This is a genomic window from Nonomuraea turcica (assembly GCF_030718205.1).
Lineage (GTDB): Bacteria > Actinomycetota > Actinomycetes > Streptosporangiales > Streptosporangiaceae > Nonomuraea.
The window spans coordinates 217,629-232,899 of record NZ_JAUZQF010000005.1 but is presented as its reverse complement, the minus strand read 5'-3'; the positions used below and the strand labels follow the sequence as shown (position 1 = coordinate 232,899).

The window sequence follows — 15,271 nt, the reverse complement described above, 5'->3', positions numbered from 1 at the left end:
ACCACATGACCGACTACGCGAACATCCAGGCCTCGCTCGCACGGGGCTGGAACACCTGGGACACGCGCAGCGTGCTCACCCAGGTGCTCCTCCCCGACGCGCTGGGCCTGTCACTCGGACTGAAGGAGTACTACCGGGGCACGTCGCTGCGGACCGCGCAGATCGGCCGCCGCACGGAGGGCGCGGAGACCGTCACCCTGGGCCGGCACGCCTACGACGGCGGATACACCGAGGCGAGCGTGACGTGGGCCGGCATCACGATCCGGGTGCAGACCGCGCATGCGGGAGACGACCTGGTCGTGCTGGTGACGCCCACGGCCAACCAGCAGAAGAGCGCCCTGCTGACGGTCGGCGTCGGTTACCTGTGGAACCGGCCGGGCTCCGTCAGCCGCGACGGCGACCGGATCATCGCCACGGGGCCGGGCGGGAGCATCGACGTCCACGGCACCGCCGCGCACGTCGACGACCCTTATACCGACATCGACGGGCCGTACCTGGCGATGGAGCTGACCGGCGCCGTCGGGATCAGCACCGGCCGGGCCCGTGACCTGCGGGAAATCGCGGCGATCGTGGCCCGCGCCGCTGCCGGGATCGGCGAGGCCGGCACGGACCCGCTGGCCCAGCACCGCGAGATCGTCAGGGACGCCATCTCCTGGAACACCATCTACGAGCCGGCCGGGTCCCGGGTGATCACCACGGTCAGCCGGCTCTGGAACGTCGGCAAGCGCGGTGGCTACGCGCTGTTCTGCTGGGACGCGTTCTTCAACGCGCTGCTGGCGGCCGTGTCGAGCAAGGAGCTCGCCTACGTCAACACGGTCGAGATGCTCCGGGCGCTGACTCCGGAGGGCTTCGTCCCGAACGTCGAGCAGGGCACGGGCCGCAAGACGTACGACGGGTCGCAGCCGCCCGTCGGCTCGCTGGTCGCCCGGGAGCTCTACCGCAGGTACGCCGACCGCTGGTTCCTGGAGGAGGCATTCGGCCCGCTGCTGTCCTGGAACCGCTGGTGGTGGCGGGTACGCAGGGACGGCGACCTCTTGTGCGCCGGCTCGACGTACTTCGACCCCGAGTTCCCCTCACCGCAGGACATCCCACGCATCCACCAGCACTTCGGCGCGACCTGCGAGACGGGCTGGGACGGGCACCCGGTCTTCGACGACGTGCCCTTCGACCAGTCGAAGAGCCTGCTCGCCGCCCACGACGTGGGGCTGAACAGCCTGTACGCGGCCGACTGCGAGGCGCTCGCCGACATCGCGGACATCCTCGGCGACCGGGCGGCCGCGACGGAGCTGCGCGCCCGGCACGCGGCCGTCGTGGCGGCGATGGAGTCCCTGTGGGACGAGCCGAGCGGCATCTACCGCAGCAGGCGCACCGACATCGGGCTGCCGACCGAGCGGCTGTCCACGATGAGCTTCTATCCCCTCCTGGCCGGCGTCGGACTCGGCGAGCGGGCCGCGCGGATGGTGTCCGGGCACCTGACGACCGGCGACGGCTTCGGCGGCGAATGGATCCTGCCCTCCTCGCCCCGCAGCGAGCCGGTGGATCTCAGCGAGGGCAGCTACTGGTCGGGCCGGGCGTGGCCGCCGGTGAACTTCCTCGTCTACCTGGGCCTGCTGCGCGCGGGGGAGCGGGACGCGGCCGCATGGCTGGCCGAGGGCAGCTCCAGGCTCGTGCTGAAGGAATGGAACCAGCACCGTCACGTGCACGAGAACTACTCCAGCATCCATGGCGGCGCGTGCGACAAACCCAACAGCGAGCCCTTCCAGACCTGGGGCGCGCTGCTGAGCCTCATCGTCCTCATGGAACGCGGCGAGGTGGACTTCTTCATGAAGGACGGCCTGGCGTGAGCGCGGCGCGCAGCGCGGCGACGTCGACCTCGGCGGGCGGCAGGCCGGCCGCGGCCGCGAGGGCCGCCGCCGTTCCCGCGGCCTGTCCCATGGCCATGCACTGCGCCATCGACCGGACGGACGCGTGCGCGTCGTGGGTGGCCGACAGACACCGGCCGGCGACGAGCAGGCCGGGCACGTCCTGGGGCAGCAGGCATCGGTACGGCACGCCGTAGGTCATCCCGGCCGGCTCGCCCCCGACGTACCGCCAGATGGTGGACGAGCCGGCCGCGTGGTCCTCGATGGGCGCCCCGCATTGGGCGATCTCGTCGGGGAAACGGCGGCCGGACAGGACGTCCTCGCGGGTCAGGACGTACCTGCCGATGAGGCGGCGGCTCTCCCGCACGCCGATGCGGACGGAGACGCCAAGCAGGTACGCCTGCGCGTACCCGGGGACCCTGGCCTTCAGGAAACGCACGTACTCGCGTACCTGACGGCGGCCCTCCCGCTCGGCCGCGGACAACTCCCACGGGTCCAGCGGGTTGACGTCGCTGACGCGGGTCATGTTCGTGTGGACCACGCCCGGGAGAACCGTGCGGTGCGCGGAGCCCTCGGTCCGCGGCAGGGCGAACTCGCCCGACGCGGCCGCCTCCCGCATCAGCCGGTGCAGCTCCGCGGTCGGTGTCGCGGCGAGGTCGACGTTGCCCAGCCGGAAGGTCGCGGTCAGCGGCTGCACCCGCTGGTCGCCGTCGGGGCGTTCGACCGCGGCGCCGGCCCGCCACGCCAGCTCCGCGTCGCCGGTGGCGTCCACGAACACGGCCCCGATGATCCGCCGCGCGCCCGCCTTCGTCTCGGCGACCACCTCGGCGATCCTGCCGCCGTCCATGACCACGCGGCTGACCGTGGCGTGCAGGAGCGTCTCGGCGCCAGCCTCCTCGGTCAGCTCGTCCCAGGCCTGTTTCAACGCCTCCGGCTCGTACGTCACGCCGGTGCCCGCTCCGTAGGTGTTGGGCCGCTCGAACGCCTGCTCCCACGACAGGAGCCGCTCGCACAGCTCCCAGCCGATCCCGCCCACCACGCGATCGGCCCGCCCGGGAGCGTAGAAGCCGTAGAACGTGTCGAGCACCGCGGCACCGGTTCCGCCCAGGAACCCCGACGCCTCGACGAGCAGGGTCCGGGCGCCCGAGCGTGCCGCGGCCACCGCGGCGGCGCACCCGGCCGATCCGCCGCCGACCACCACGACGTCGCCGCGCCACAGGACCGGGACGGCCCGCGCCTGTTCGACGGTCAGCCTCATCGCAGGTGCCACCCTCCGTCGACGGGGACGACCGCGCCGGTCGTACGCCGGGCCGCGGCCGACAGCAGCCACATCACCACGTCCGCGACCTCCTGCGGCGTGCACGCCGTGCCGCCGAGCGGCATCAGCTCGGCCATCCGCGCTGCGATCTCCGGGGAGTCCAGCGCGCGCCGGGCCATCGGGGTGTCCACCAGCCCGGCGGCCACCAGGTTCACCCGCACTCCCGCGGGCGCGGCGTCGAACGCGGCCGAGCGCACGAGCGGGATCAGCGCGCCCTTCGCGCTGGCGTACGCCACGGTCCGGAAGTCCTGGTCCAGCGACGTGGCGAGGGCCGACCCCACGATCACGATCGACCCGCCCCGCCCGAGCCTCGGGATGGCCGCCCTGAGCAGGCGGAAGGCGGACTCGTGGTTCACCCGGTGCACCTCTGCCCACGCCTCGTCGGTGCAGCCGGTGATCGGGCCGTCGCCCAGCCGGCGACCTGACATGCCGATCGCGTGCACGACGCCGTCGAGCCCGCCGAGCGCCGCGTGCGCCTGGGAGATCGCTTCCTCGGCGCCGCCGGGCCGGGTGACGTCCGTCGTGCCGACGTCCACGCCGTACACCTGGCCGCCGGACGCGCGCACCGTTTCCGCGCACGCGCTGCCGATGCCGCCCTCGCAACCCGCCACGAGAACCCGCATCGTCATCTGCCTTCCGCGCGCAGCGTCCCGGCCGCGCGCCGGGCGAAGTCGAGGTACGCCGCCTCGAACAGCTCCGAGCTGCGCTCCTCGCCCACCAGACGGGAGCTGGTGATGACCGGCGGGACGATGCCGTCGGCGGCCAGCAGGCGGGCCGTGCGCACCTTGATCTCGTTCACGATCGCCACCGCGGTGAACGTGCTCACCGGGCCGATCGGCTCGTCCACGCCGCCCACCTGGCACAGCGCGTCCCCGACCGGTGAGCACAGGTCGATGACGACATCCCCGTGGTCGGCCAGGCGGGTCCCACTCGGGTGGCGTGCCGGGCCCGCGTTCGACTCGGCCAGGGACGTCACGACGATCACCGGGAGGCCGGCCTTCCTGGCACCGATGGCCATCTCGATGGGCACGGCGTTCAGCCCGCTGACGCTGAAGACCATCAGGCTGTCGCGCGGCCGGAGCCGGAAGTTGGCCAGGATCTGGTCGGCGAGCCCCTGGACGCGTTCGATGAACATGGCCTGACGCTGTCCGTTCGCGCCGACCACCTGGTTGTGGAAGGTCATCGAGAGCTCGACGATGGGATGGAACCCGGGGAACGACCCGTACCGCGGAAAGATCTCCTCGACGGGCATCCTGGAGTGGCCGGTGCCGAACGCGTAGACGACGCCGTCACCGGCGATCGAGCGCGCGGCCAGCGCGGCCGCCCGCTCGATGGCGGCCTCCTGCGTCCGCCGGACCTCCTCCAGCACCTTCTGCGCCGCGGAAATCCAGCTCATGGTCATCAGGAGTCTCCTTTAGTCCAACCTGTCTAGACTGGTGCCCCGAAGTTAACTTTCGTGCCGATACATCGTCAAGAGATCCGAGGGCCCGGGTACCTGTCTAGACTGTCCGTATGCATAAGGGTCGAGCATCCCGGATGCGGCCGTGACGAGGAGATCGATCCCTCGGCACCAAGCCGTCGAGCGGCACCTGCGCAGCCGGATCGCCAACCTGCGTCCCGGGGACGGGGTGGAGTCGGACGCGGAGCTGTCCGCCCTGTTCGACGTCAGCAGGATGACCGTGCGCCAGGCCACCCAGCGCCTCGTCGAGGAGGGGCTCATCTACCGCGTGCCGGGGGTCGGCACCTTTGTGGCCGAGCCCAAAGTGCATCGCGACATCGCGCGGCTGCGCTCGTTCACCGAGGAGATGGCCGGGCGCGGAGCGGTGGCCCGCTCACGGATCCTGGTGGCGGAGCTGCGCACCGGCACCGCCGACGAGGTCGCCGCGCTCCACCTGCCCCCGCGGACGAAGGTGACGCACGTGCGGCGGCTCCGGCTCGCCGATGACAGACCCGTCGCGATCGAGGACGTCGTGCTCCCCATGTCCTGCGGCGCCGTGCTGAACGAGGACCTCGAACGCGGCTCCTTGCACGACGCGCTGCGGGCCCTCGGCGAGGTCCCCACGAGCGCCACGGGGACCCTCGTCGCCGTCAACGCGGGCGGCGAGGACGCGAAGCTGCTCGAGATCGCCCCGGGCGCGGCGCTGCTCGTCGAGGAGCGCCTCATCCTCAACCAGAACGGCCAGCCCCTGGAGAAGACCCAGACCCGGTACGCGGGCGAGGAGTTCGTCTTCCACGTCACGCTGGCGCGCTAGCGAACGGAGCCCTGACGTGACGGAGGTCATGACGGTCCTCGGGCCGGTGGCGGCATCGGAGCTGGGATACCTCGACGCGCACGAGCATCTCTTCCTGCGCACCCCCGCGCTGCCCGGCGAGGAGTTCTGGGACGAGGCGAAGTCCACCGCCGAGGCGGCCATGGTGCGCGCCAGCGGGATCGGCGCCGTCGTCGATCTGACGCCCGTCGGCCTCGGGCGGCGCCCGGCGGCGCTGGCCAAGCTGGCCGCCGGAACGGGGCTGCACGTCGTGGCGGCGACGGGCTATCATCGCTCGGCGCACTACCCGGCCTGGCACTGGGCCCGCGAGGTCTCCGACGACGTCCTCCTCGACGTCGTCCTCACCGACCTCACGATCGGCATGGACGAACGTGACTGGGCGGGCCCGCGGCCCGTGCCGACGACGGTGCGGGCCGGAATCGTGAAGCTCGGCGCGTCGTACCAGCGCATCACGGCCGAGGAGGACCGATGGTTCCGCGCCGGGGCCGAGGCGGCCCTGCGCACCGGTGTGCCGGTCGCGGTGCACTGCGAGACGGGGACGGCCGCCCACGAGATCCTCGACCGGCTGGCCGGCCTCGGCGTCCCCGCCCACCGGGTCCTCCTGTGCCACACCGACCGCAACGCCGACCTGGAGCTGCACCGCGAGCTTGTCACTCGCGGCGCCTACCTGGTCTACGACACGGTGGGCCGGATCAAGTACGGGCCCGACTCACGCATCCTGGACCTCATCGAGGGCATGGCCGCCGCCGGGTTGGCCGATCACCTCTGCCTCGGCACCGACGTCGGCCGTCGCTCGATGCTCCGCGCGTACGGCGGAGGACCGGGCATGGACGTCCTCGGCCGGGTCTTCCTGCCGCGCCTCGAACGCCGGCTCGGCCGCGCCATGGTCGATGTGATCATGAGGGAGGCGCCCGCCGCCCTGTTCTCCGGCGCCCGGCCGCGTACATGGAGCCGCGGCTGACCGGGCACATCAACGCCGTGCCCAATCGGCCAAGAAAGGTCTTCCAGCAGAGAGGTGTGGCATGACATGCCGTCTGTCGTACTGATCGGCACCCTCGACACCAAGGGTGAGGAATACGCGTGGCTGCGCAACCGGCTCGTGGAGCAGGGCAGCGACGTGATCGTGGTCGACGCCGGCGTCGGCGCGCACGACGCCCTCGTCGACATCACCAACCAGCAGGTCGCCGCGGCGGCCGGGCATGACGTGCGGGCGCTCAAGGAGGCGGGCGACCGGGGCGCCGCCGTGACCGCCATGGGCGAGGGCGCGGCCGCGATCCTGGCCGGGTTGCACGCCGACGGCCGTGTGGACGCCGTGCTGGCGCTGGGCGGCAGCAGCGGCTCGTCCATCGCCGCGCGGGCCGTACGCGACCTGCCGATCGGCGTGCCCAAGCTGATCGTCTCCACGATGGCCTCCGGCGATGTGTCGCCGTACGTCGGGGCCAAGGACGTCACGGTCATGTACAGCGTGGTCGACATCGCGGGCGTCAACCGGGTCTCGCGGGCCATCCTCGGCAACGCGGCCGCCGCGGCGGCCGGCATGGCCAGGGCGTACCAGCTCGCCAAGGCCGTGCGGACCGCGGCCGCTGAGGAGCCGCCGCTGATCGGTGCGTCGATGTTCGGGGTCACCACCCCGGCGGTGGACGCCGCCCGGGAGCGGCTCGGCGAGCTCGGCTACGAGGTGCTGGTCTTCCATGCGACCGGCTCCGGCGGCCGCGCTCTGGAGGCTCTGGCGGCCGGCGGCATGCTCGCGGGCGTGCTCGACCTGACCACCACCGAGCTGGCCGACGACCTCGTGGGCGGCGTGTTGTCGGCAGGACCCGAGCGGCTCACCGCGGCCGGCGCGCACGGCGTGCCGCAGGTGGTGGCGCCCGGCGCGCTCGACATGGTCAACTTCGGCCCCCGCGACACCGTGCCCGCCGCGTTCGCCGACCGCCTCCTGTACGTGCACAACCCGACCGTCACCCTCATGCGCACCACTGCCGAGGAGATGCGCGAGCTCGGCCGCCGGGTGGCCGCCAAGCTGCGCGAGGCGAAAGGGCCGGCGGCGTTGTTCGTGCCCCGGCGCGGGGTCTCGGCACTGGACGCGCCCGGCGCCGCCTTCGCCGACCCCAAAGCCGACGCGGCCTGCTTCGAAGCCATGGAAGAGGGCCTGCGCGGCTCCGGCGTCGCAGTCGACGACCTCGACCTGCACATCAACGACCCCGCCTTCGGCCGCGCCATGGCCGAGCGGCTCCACGACCTGATCATCGGAGGTGCCTCGTGAACAGGCAGGACGTCCTCGACAGGCTCCGCGCCACGGTCGCCGCGGGACGGCCGATCGTCGGCGCGGGCGCAGGCACGGGCCTGTCGGCCAAGTGCGCCGAGGCCGGCGGCGTCGACCTGATCATCATTTACAACTCCGGCCGCTACCGGATGGCCGGGCGCGGCTCGCTGGCCGGGCTCCTGCCGTACGGCGACGCCAACCAGATCGTCGTCGAGATGGCCTCCGAAGTGCTGCCGGTCGTCCGTGACACCCCCGTGCTGGCCGGGGTCTGCGGGACCGACCCGTTCCGCGTCATGCCGCTCTTCCTCGACCAGCTCAAGGCTATGGGGTTCGCCGGCGTGCAGAACTTCCCGACGGTGGGCCTATACGACGGGCTCTTCCGGCAGAACCTGGAGGAGACCGGCATGGGCTACGACCTGGAGGTCGAGATGGTCCGGCTGGCCCGCGAGCGCGACCTCGTCACCGCGCCCTACGTCTTCGACGAGGACCAGGCGCGGGCCATGGCCGAGGCCGGCGCCGACGTGCTGGTCCCGCACGTGGGGCTGACCACCAAGGGCAGCATCGGCGCGGGCACCGCGCTGAGCCTGGACGAGGCGGCCGAGCTGGTGCAGGCGATGCGGGACGCGGCGGCCGCCGTGCGGCCCGACGTGCTCGTGCTCTGCCACGGCGGGCCGATCGCCGAGCCCGAGGACGCCGCCTACGTGCTGTCACGCACCAAGGGCGTCGTCGGCTTCTTCGGCGCCTCGTCCGTCGAGCGGCTGCCGACCGAACGCGCCATCACCGAGCAGGTCCGAGCCTTCAAGTCACTGAGCTTCTGAGGAGTCTGTCATGCACGTCAGCCCCGGCAGCGTGCCCACGATGGCCTTCGAGCCGCCACAACCACCCCAACGCCGAGGAGGGCAGCGTCGCGTCGGGGCTACAGCCCTGCCGCCACTCCAGTCTCCCGGATGAGGCTTGGGTCAACGCGGGACGAAGCCGCGGTAGACGACGCTCCGCCACCGGCGCACCGGCCACTCCCGGTCCCTGATGCCGCTCAGCACGAGGGCGGCGACCCCGCCGGTGAGGACGATGCCGATGAAGATGCTCATGGCGAGCATGAAGGCGATTTCCATGACGATCCCTTCGTCAGACGTTCGCGTCTGAACTTGTGCGCCGTGGAACAGGACCCTTCCGCGCCCTATTCCGTCAGAAGGAGTACGGGCCGAACCGGCCCCAGGCCACGAAGGCGGCCAGTGCGAGCAGCACCACGTTGGCCACGATCATCTGGGGCTCTTTGCGGCGGGCGTGCGTGACCGCCGCTCCGATCATGACCACGACCAGGCCGGCCGCGGCCAGGGGCGTCAGCACCGGCACGATGCCGAGCGCCGCGGGCAGGATCAGTCCGATGGCGGCCAGCAGCTCCAGCGTGCCGATCGCCTTGACGGCGCCGGCGGAGAAGTCCTCGGTCCACGCCAGGCCGGAGGCGGCCAGCTTCTCCTTCGGCTGGCTGATCTTCATCAGTCCGGCGGCGAGGAACAGGAGGGCGAGCAGGCCGGCGACGATCCAGAGGGCGACGTTCATCGGTATTCCGATCCATGGGGGGTTGACTTGAAGATTCAAGTCGAATGTACGCCCCATGGACTTGAAGCGTCAAGCGAAACCCGGATGCGATCACTTGAGAGTTCAAGTTAGAGTGGACGTCATGGACAACGCATCACCGCAGGAGCCGCGCTGGCTGACCGAGGAGGAGATGGAGAGCTGGCTGGCGCTGACCAGCGTGCTGATCAGGCTGTCGGCCGCGCTGGACGGCCAGCTGCAGCGCGACTCCGGGATCAGTCATTTCGAATACCAGGTCATGGCGATGTTGTCGATGACCGAGGGGCGCACTGTGCGGATGAGCGAGCTGGCGGCGCTCTCCGACGGGTCGTTGTCACGCCTGTCGCACGTGGTCAAGCGGCTGGAGAAGCGCGGCTGGGTGCGCCGCGAGCCCGACCCCGCCGACGGCCGCTACACCCTGGCCATCCTCACGGTGGAGGGCTGGAAAAAGGTCGCCGAGACCGCCCCGGGACACGTCGACGCCGTGCGCCGCTACGTTTTCGACGCCCTCACCAAGGCCCAGGTCCGGCAATTGCGTGACATCGGCCGCCGTATCTCCCTCGCCATCGACCCCGACGAGACCTGTCTCGGCGGCCGATGAGCGCGCGCTAGGGCATCGGGAGCAGTCCTTCCTGGCGCACCGTCCAGGTGTCAGGGAAGCCGGGCGCCGGCGGGCCGTCGTCCCAGCCCCTGGCCATGAGCGCGACCGCCGACAGGAGGCCGCCGTTGCCCGGCAGGTAGATGGGGAGGGTGTCCGTCTGCCTGTTGTGCCCGTTCGACAGGTACGTGTTCTTCGCGACCGGCATCAGCAGGGCGTCCACGGCGGTCGCCGGCTCGCCCAGCCGGGTGGCCGTCATGGCGATGGCCGGATAGTCCCAGCCCCAGGTCGTCTCCCAGCGCCAGGTCGCCAGCACCGAGCGCAGTGTCGCCCGCATGGTCTCCCGGTCGATCAGGTGGGTGGGCGGGACGACGCCGAGGGCGTAGAGCATCGATGGGTGGTCGTCCGGCACCGTGTACGGCGGCGCGTCCATGGCCGCGTACACCCCGTCCCGGATCCGGGGCCGGGCCATGCCTGCGGAGACCTCGTCCCACAACGGGTCGGGGGCGAGGCCGAGCAGGCGGCGCCAGTCCTGGGCCACGGCCAGCGCCCAGCACCAATAGGCCAGCTCGAACGTCGGGTTCACGGCGCTCGCCCGCACGTCCGCGTACGACTCCTGCGCCGGCACCAGCGGCGGCCCCAGCCCGTGACCGGCGGGACCTTTGACGGCGAAGGCGGCCATGAACGCGGCCGTGTCCAGGACCACGTCCGCGTACCGCTCCACCGCCCCGCGGCCCCCGCCGGCGCGGCGCACCAGCTCGGCCAGGAAGATCGGGTGCGGTTGCTGCCACACCAGGAACGGCCCGATCGGGCTGGGGCTCTCCCGGCCGTCCGGGCCCACCTGCTTGGGCCAGCGCGCGCCCGGGCAGCCCTGCGCCCTGGCGGTCCCGCGGGCCCGCTGCCGGACGGACTCGTACCAGCCGAGGCTGCGCTCCAGCAGCTCGGGCCGGCCCCACAGCGGGAAGTGGGCGGCGTGCCACCAGTGCATCTCCAGGTGGAAGCGGCCCCGCCAGCTGTTGGCCATCAGCCCGGTCTCGGCCGGCGGGGAGGAGCCGGCGCAGTGGATCGCCGTGAGGTACTGCGACAACACGACCCGGCGTTCCAGCTCGGGAGCGCGGTCGTCCCGGCTCGCCGACAACTCGACGGCGCCGCCCGTGCTCCAGAACCGCGCCCAGTGCCGCGCCGACGCCTCGACGACCTCGCGGTACGCAGGAAGGCCGGCACCGGGCCGGAAGGCGATCACCAGGTCGGCCGCGGGCTCGCGGAACGTCACCAGGAACTCGTGCGGCCCCGCCTGCGTCACCTCCCCGCCGCCGGTCATCGCCACCGCCACGTCGTAGGCGGTGGCGTCGAGCACCCGCTCCACCGTGAACCCGCCCGCCGCGCGCCGCAGCGCCGACGTGTGCGCCTGCGGCCGCGTCCAGTCCGCCGCGTTCCCCCACGCCTGCGACCCGTAGGGGAACGCCACCCGCACCGCCAGCCCGCCGTCCGCCAGCAGCGGCGACTCGACGCGCACGGCCAGGACGTCACGCTCCGGATGGCACGCGGTGGTCACCAGGACCGGCACGCCACGCAGCCGGTAGCGGCTGGTGATCGTGCCGGTCCACAGGTCGAGCCGCTGGCGCACGTCGCCGAGGTCGTCCGGCGTCCACGGACGGCCGCCGGGCCCGGCGAGCCCGACCCGGCCGAGGTCGAGCCGGTGCGGGTTGGCGCGTAGCCACGACTCGGCTGCCGACGCGGGACTCTCGCCCGCGCCGCTCAGCTCGCCGGCCATGTCCACGTACGGCACGGGCCCACGCGGTGTGTCGTACCCGCGGGTCGTCTCGGCCAGCTCGTACGAGCCGGGCACGCTGTGCCAGCCCCATGACGCCATGGTGGCCAGCAGTGTCCCCGGCCCGCCGCCGGTGCGGTCCTCGACCGGATACGACGAGGGGAAGCTCTGCAGGCCCGTGACGTCGACGGTGTAGCAGAGCTCGCCGTTGCCGACCGACAGCGGCGACTCCGGCACGATCCGCGTCACCTCGACAGCGTGCCTGCCGACCAGGGCGCGGCGGTCGATCGTCACTCCTGGATCGCCGCCCCGACCTGCTTGACGAACTCGGCCGCCGCCTCGGACGGCTGCTGCCGGTCGAACAGCACCTCGGCGTTGACCCGGTCCAGGATCTTCGGCGTGTCCGTGGATCCGGCCGGGCCGATGACCAGCGGCGGGCCGGCCTTCGGCGTGAGCGTGTCGATGAACTCGGCCTGGGCCTTCTCGTGCTCGCCGAGCACGCTCTGAATGGCCGTGCGGACGTCGGAGTTGGCCGGGATGCCGCGGTCGGCCAGGATGATCTTCCCCGCGTCCGGGCTGTTGACGAGGAAGTCGACGAACTTGGCCGCCTCCTGCGGATGCTCGCTCTTGGCATTGATGCTGTAGATCTGCGAGGCCTGCAGCCACATGCCGGGCTGCGTGCCCCCGCTCTCGCCGGGCACCCGCACCAGCCGCAGCGGTTGTCCTGCGGCCTTGCTGAGCGCGGTGAGCTGGTTGCTCCAGTCGAACTGCATCGCGGCCAGGCCGCTGCCCATCAGCGACTGCTCGGGCGCGGGCTGGGTGATCAGCTCCGCCGTCTGCGAGGCCGGCGGGGTCGCCCCGGCGTCACGCAGCTCCCGTGTCATCATCCACCAGTCCACGAGCGTCTTCTCGGTGATGCCGACCTTGCCGTCGGCGGTGTAGAGCGCCTCGCCGCGCTGGCGCGCGTACACGTCCAGCATGTCGGTCCTGGTGGGGTCGGCCACCGCGAACGTGCCCTTCGGCAGCTTGGTGGCCAGTTCCCTGGCGATCCGCTTGAAGTCGTCCCACGTCCACGTGTCCTCTTCCGGCAGCTTCACGCCCGCCTTGTCGAACACGGCGGGGTTGACCACGACGGAGATGGCGTTCACGCCGGTCGGCACGCCGTACTGGACGCCGCCGAACTTGCCGTTGTCCAGCGCCGCGGCGCCGATCTTGTCGGTCTTCAGCACGCCGCTCACCTTGGCCAGGTCGAGCAGCGCGCCGCGGTCGCCGTACTCGCGCGGGTAGGCGCCGCCGAGCGTGATGACGTCGGGCGCGCGCCCACCGGCGACCTCGGTGGCCAGGCGGTCGAAGTAGGAGTTGAAGTCGGTGAAGGAGCCCTTGACCTTGATGCCGGGGTTCTTGGCCTGGAAGGCGTCGATGACCTTCTGGGTGGCGGCCGCCCGGTCGTTGTTGCCCCACCAGCCGAACCGCAGCTCGACCGTGCCGTCGTCGGCGCCGCCTGACGAGCCGCCACAGGCGGAGGCGGCCAGCATGACGCCGGCCAGGCAGAGCGCCGCCAGGCCTCTGGATGTTCTCATGGCTTACTCCTCGGCATAAAACGTTTTAATCGAAGGCATTACTTGAAGCCGGTCGTCGAGATGCCCTGGGTGAGGTAGCGCTGGCCGGCGAGGAAGAACCCGAAGATCGGCGCCAGCCCGACGATCGACATGGCGAACAACTGGCCCCAGGCGGTCTCGCCCTGCCCGTCCATGAACGACCGCAGCGCCACGGGCAGGGTCCACAGCTCCGGGTCGGTCAGGAAGATCAGCTGGCTGAAGAAGTCGTTCCAGGTCCAGATGAAGGTGAACAGCGCCGAGGTCGCCAGCGCCGGCACCGACAGCGGCATGATGATCCGCCAGTAGATCCTGATGTGACCGCAGCCGTCGATGCGCGCCGCCTCGTCGAGCTCCTTCGGCAGGCCGCGGATGAACTGCACCATCAGGAAGATGAAGAACGCGTCGTGCGCGAGGAACTTCGGCACGACCAGCGGCAGGTTCGTGTTGATCCAGTCGAGCTGCGAGAACAGCACGTACTGCGGGACGATCAGCACGTGGATGGGCAACATCAGCGTCGCCAGCATCATGGCGAAGAAGAGGTTCCTGCCCCGGAAGTTCAGCCTGGCGAACGCGTAGGCGGCCAGTGAGCACGACAGCAGGTTGCCGGCCACGGCCAGGATCGCGATCACGGCCGAGTTGAGCAGGTAGTAGTGGAAGGGATGGTCCAGCGCCGTCCAGCCCTCGACGTAGTTGCCCAGGTCGAGCTCGGTGGGCCAGATCGACGGGTCGCGGAAGATCGTCTCGGTGGGCTTGACCGAGCTCGACACCATCCACAGCAGCGGATAGAGCATGACCAGCCCGAAGCCGATGAGCAGCACATGTTTCGACAGCCGCCGCGAGCGGCCGCCTGGCAGGCGCATCTCAGTTGCCATAGAACACCCACCGTCTGGCGAAGAGGAAGTTGAGGCCGGTCAGCACGGCGATGACGGCGAGCAGCACCCACGCCATCGCGGAGGCGTAGCCCATGTCGAAGGAGCCGAAGCCGCGCTCGTACAGGTAGAGCGTGTAGAGCAGGGTGGCGTCCGACGGGCCTCCTCTGCCGCCGCTGATCACGAACGCCTGCGTGAAGCTCTGGAAGGCGCCGATCATCTGCAGCACCAGGTTGAAGAAGATGATGGGGGTCAGCATCGGCAGCGTGATGTGGAAGAACCGCGACACCGTCCCCGCGCCGTCGACTTCAGCCGCCTCGTAGTAGGAGACGGGGATCTGGCGCAGGCCGGCCAGGAAGATGACCATGGGGGCGCCGAACGTCCACGAGTTGAGCAGGACGAGCGTGCCCAGCGCGAAGTCGGGGTGGGCCACCCAGCTCACGCCGTCGACGCCGGCGACCGCCAGCAGCTGGTTGACCAGGCCTTCCTTGCCGAAGATCTGCCGCCAGAGAATCGCGATGGACACGCTTCCCGCCAGCAGCGACGGCAGGTAGTAGACCGAACGGTAGAAGCTCAGCCCGCGTACGCCGCGGTTGAGCAGGAGCGCCAGCGCCAGGGCCAGGATCAGCTGGATGGGCACCGACACGAAGACGTAGATGAACGTGACCGCGAGCGACTTGTGCAGCCGCGGGTCGTCCAGCATCTGCCGGTAGTTGTCGAGGCCGAGCCATTCCGGCGGCTTGAGCAGGGTGTACTCGGTGAACGACAGGTAGAGCGAGCCGAGGATCGGCCCCACCGTGAACACGGCCATGCCGATGAACCACGGCGTGAGGAACAGGTAGCCGATCCGGTCTCTGGGTGGTCCGCCTGAGCCCCGGCGGCGGGGTTCGTCGGGTGGAGGGGAAGGTTCCCGCTGTGGCGAGGCCACAGCGGGTTCGGGGGGGTACAAACGTTTGCTCATCGAGAACCCTTCACGGACCAGCGCTGAACTGCGCAGGGCCTGTGAGTAACCAGTTTCTAACATTGCCCACAAGGGATGTCAACGATCGGTGAGTAAGCCGATGAGCTGGCCGGATATCGGAGCATTCGAGCTGGACAGGGTTTCAGCAATCGGTTGTAATGGATTGTGAGAAACCGGTATCTGGCC

The 15,271-nt window shown here is 71.0% G+C and carries 15 protein-coding genes; 6 read left to right on the top strand and 9 right to left on the bottom strand.

The window, feature by feature from the left end; genetic code table 11:
* The first annotated feature begins 5 nt into the window (after positions 1 to 5).
* Complete coding sequence (locus tag Q9G87_RS15435) at positions 6 to 1,844, top strand: MGH1-like glycoside hydrolase domain-containing protein (protein ID WP_305917024.1); 1,839 nt, start codon at positions 6 to 8, stop codon at positions 1,842 to 1,844.
* On the opposite strand, the gene Q9G87_RS15430 is transcribed toward Q9G87_RS15435, so the two are convergent.
* Genes Q9G87_RS15430 through Q9G87_RS15420 form a run of 3 tightly spaced genes read right to left on the bottom strand, consistent with a single transcriptional unit; the run spans position 1,822 to position 4,582 of the window.
* On the bottom strand, positions 1,822 to 3,120 hold the full coding sequence (locus tag Q9G87_RS15430) for an FAD-dependent oxidoreductase (protein WP_305917023.1): 1,299 nt from the start codon (positions 3,118 to 3,120) through the stop codon (positions 1,822 to 1,824). The genes Q9G87_RS15435 and Q9G87_RS15430 overlap by 23 nt on opposite strands.
* The gene (locus tag Q9G87_RS15425) at positions 3,117 to 3,809 is read right to left on the bottom strand and encodes an SDR family oxidoreductase (RefSeq protein WP_305917022.1); all 693 of its coding nucleotides are present in this window, start codon (positions 3,807 to 3,809) and stop codon (positions 3,117 to 3,119) included. Before Q9G87_RS15425 ends, Q9G87_RS15430 begins: the two co-directional genes overlap by 4 nt.
* Complete coding sequence (locus Q9G87_RS15420; protein ID WP_305917021.1) at positions 3,806 to 4,582, bottom strand: SIS domain-containing protein; 777 nt, start codon at positions 4,580 to 4,582, stop codon at positions 3,806 to 3,808. Before Q9G87_RS15420 ends, Q9G87_RS15425 begins: the two co-directional genes overlap by 4 nt.
* A 142-nt stretch (positions 4,583 to 4,724) precedes the next feature.
* Here Q9G87_RS15420 and Q9G87_RS15415 point away from each other — a divergent pair, with 142 nt between their 5' ends.
* The 4 genes from Q9G87_RS15415 to Q9G87_RS15400 all read left to right on the top strand — a co-directional run bounded on the left by Q9G87_RS15415 (position 4,725) and on the right by Q9G87_RS15400 (position 8,531).
* Positions 4,725 to 5,432, top strand: a complete 708-nt coding sequence (locus Q9G87_RS15415) for a GntR family transcriptional regulator (RefSeq protein WP_305917020.1) — start codon at positions 4,725 to 4,727, stop codon at positions 5,430 to 5,432.
* A 16-nt stretch (positions 5,433 to 5,448) separates the two neighbouring features.
* On the top strand, positions 5,449 to 6,411 hold the full coding sequence (locus Q9G87_RS15410) for a phosphotriesterase family protein (RefSeq protein WP_305917019.1): 963 nt from the start codon (positions 5,449 to 5,451) through the stop codon (positions 6,409 to 6,411).
* Between the two features lie 66 nt (positions 6,412 to 6,477).
* Positions 6,478 to 7,713: a Tm-1-like ATP-binding domain-containing protein gene (locus Q9G87_RS15405; RefSeq protein WP_305917018.1), complete on the top strand. Its 1,236-nt coding sequence runs from the start codon at positions 6,478 to 6,480 to the stop codon at positions 7,711 to 7,713.
* Positions 7,710 to 8,531, top strand: a complete 822-nt coding sequence (locus Q9G87_RS15400; protein WP_305917017.1) for a phosphoenolpyruvate hydrolase family protein — start codon at positions 7,710 to 7,712, stop codon at positions 8,529 to 8,531. The genes Q9G87_RS15405 and Q9G87_RS15400 overlap by 4 nt, the downstream gene beginning before the upstream one ends.
* 141 nt (positions 8,532 to 8,672) lie before the next feature.
* On the opposite strand, the gene Q9G87_RS15395 is transcribed toward Q9G87_RS15400, so the two are convergent.
* Together Q9G87_RS15395 and Q9G87_RS15390 are read right to left on the bottom strand one after the other, a co-directional pair.
* Positions 8,673 to 8,825, bottom strand: a complete 153-nt coding sequence (locus tag Q9G87_RS15395) for a hypothetical protein (RefSeq protein ID WP_305917016.1) — start codon at positions 8,823 to 8,825, stop codon at positions 8,673 to 8,675.
* Positions 8,826 to 8,898: 73 nt separating this feature from the next.
* Entirely contained in the window at positions 8,899 to 9,273 is a 375-nt protein-coding gene (locus Q9G87_RS15390) for a DoxX family protein (protein WP_305917015.1), read from the bottom strand.
* A gap of 121 nt (positions 9,274 to 9,394) precedes the next feature.
* Between Q9G87_RS15390 and Q9G87_RS15385 the strand changes: the two genes are divergently transcribed.
* Complete coding sequence (locus Q9G87_RS15385; protein ID WP_305917014.1) at positions 9,395 to 9,889, top strand: MarR family winged helix-turn-helix transcriptional regulator; 495 nt, start codon at positions 9,395 to 9,397, stop codon at positions 9,887 to 9,889.
* A 7-nt stretch (positions 9,890 to 9,896) separates the two neighbouring features.
* Here Q9G87_RS15385 and Q9G87_RS15380 read toward each other — a convergent pair whose 3' ends face one another.
* From Q9G87_RS15380 to Q9G87_RS15365, 4 genes are read right to left on the bottom strand one after another with little or no spacing between them, the layout of a single operon-like run.
* Complete coding sequence (locus tag Q9G87_RS15380) at positions 9,897 to 11,951, bottom strand: hypothetical protein (RefSeq protein ID WP_305917013.1); 2,055 nt, start codon at positions 11,949 to 11,951, stop codon at positions 9,897 to 9,899.
* Positions 11,948 to 13,237 (bottom strand): ABC transporter substrate-binding protein, encoded by a 1,290-nt coding sequence (locus Q9G87_RS15375; RefSeq protein ID WP_305917012.1) that lies wholly within the window; start codon positions 13,235 to 13,237, stop codon positions 11,948 to 11,950. Before Q9G87_RS15375 ends, Q9G87_RS15380 begins: the two co-directional genes overlap by 4 nt.
* A 38-nt stretch (positions 13,238 to 13,275) precedes the next feature.
* Complete coding sequence (locus Q9G87_RS15370; protein WP_305917011.1) at positions 13,276 to 14,127, bottom strand: carbohydrate ABC transporter permease; 852 nt, start codon at positions 14,125 to 14,127, stop codon at positions 13,276 to 13,278.
* On the bottom strand, positions 14,117 to 15,085 hold the full coding sequence (locus Q9G87_RS15365) for a carbohydrate ABC transporter permease (protein WP_371825776.1): 969 nt from the start codon (positions 15,083 to 15,085) through the stop codon (positions 14,117 to 14,119). Before Q9G87_RS15365 ends, Q9G87_RS15370 begins: the two co-directional genes overlap by 11 nt.
* Between the last annotated feature and the right edge of the window lie 186 nt (positions 15,086 to 15,271).

Bases quoted from the DNA above. Each gene is read 5' to 3' on its own strand.
- Q9G87_RS15435 (WP_305917024.1), top strand. From the start codon at position 6: ATGACCGACTACGCGAACATCCAGGCCTCGCTCGCACGGGGCTGGAAC.
- Q9G87_RS15430 (WP_305917023.1), bottom strand. From the start codon at position 3,120: ATGAGGCTGACCGTCGAACAGGCGCGGGCCGTCCCGGTCCTGTGGCGC.
- Q9G87_RS15425 (WP_305917022.1), bottom strand. From the start codon at position 3,809: ATGACGATGCGGGTTCTCGTGGCGGGTTGCGAGGGCGGCATCGGCAGC.
- Q9G87_RS15420 (WP_305917021.1), bottom strand. From the start codon at position 4,582: ATGACCATGAGCTGGATTTCCGCGGCGCAGAAGGTGCTGGAGGAGGTC.
- Q9G87_RS15405 (WP_305917018.1), top strand. From the start codon at position 6,478: ATGCCGTCTGTCGTACTGATCGGCACCCTCGACACCAAGGGTGAGGAA.
- Q9G87_RS15395 (WP_305917016.1), bottom strand. From the start codon at position 8,825: ATGGAAATCGCCTTCATGCTCGCCATGAGCATCTTCATCGGCATCGTC.
- Q9G87_RS15390 (WP_305917015.1), bottom strand. From the start codon at position 9,273: ATGAACGTCGCCCTCTGGATCGTCGCCGGCCTGCTCGCCCTCCTGTTC.
- Q9G87_RS15385 (WP_305917014.1), top strand. From the start codon at position 9,395: ATGGACAACGCATCACCGCAGGAGCCGCGCTGGCTGACCGAGGAGGAG.
- Q9G87_RS15375 (WP_305917012.1), bottom strand. From the start codon at position 13,237: ATGAGAACATCCAGAGGCCTGGCGGCGCTCTGCCTGGCCGGCGTCATG.
- Q9G87_RS15370 (WP_305917011.1), bottom strand. From the start codon at position 14,127: ATGGCAACTGAGATGCGCCTGCCAGGCGGCCGCTCGCGGCGGCTGTCG.
- Q9G87_RS15365 (WP_371825776.1), bottom strand. From the start codon at position 15,085: ATGAGCAAACGTTTGTACCCCCCCGAACCCGCTGTGGCCTCGCCACAG.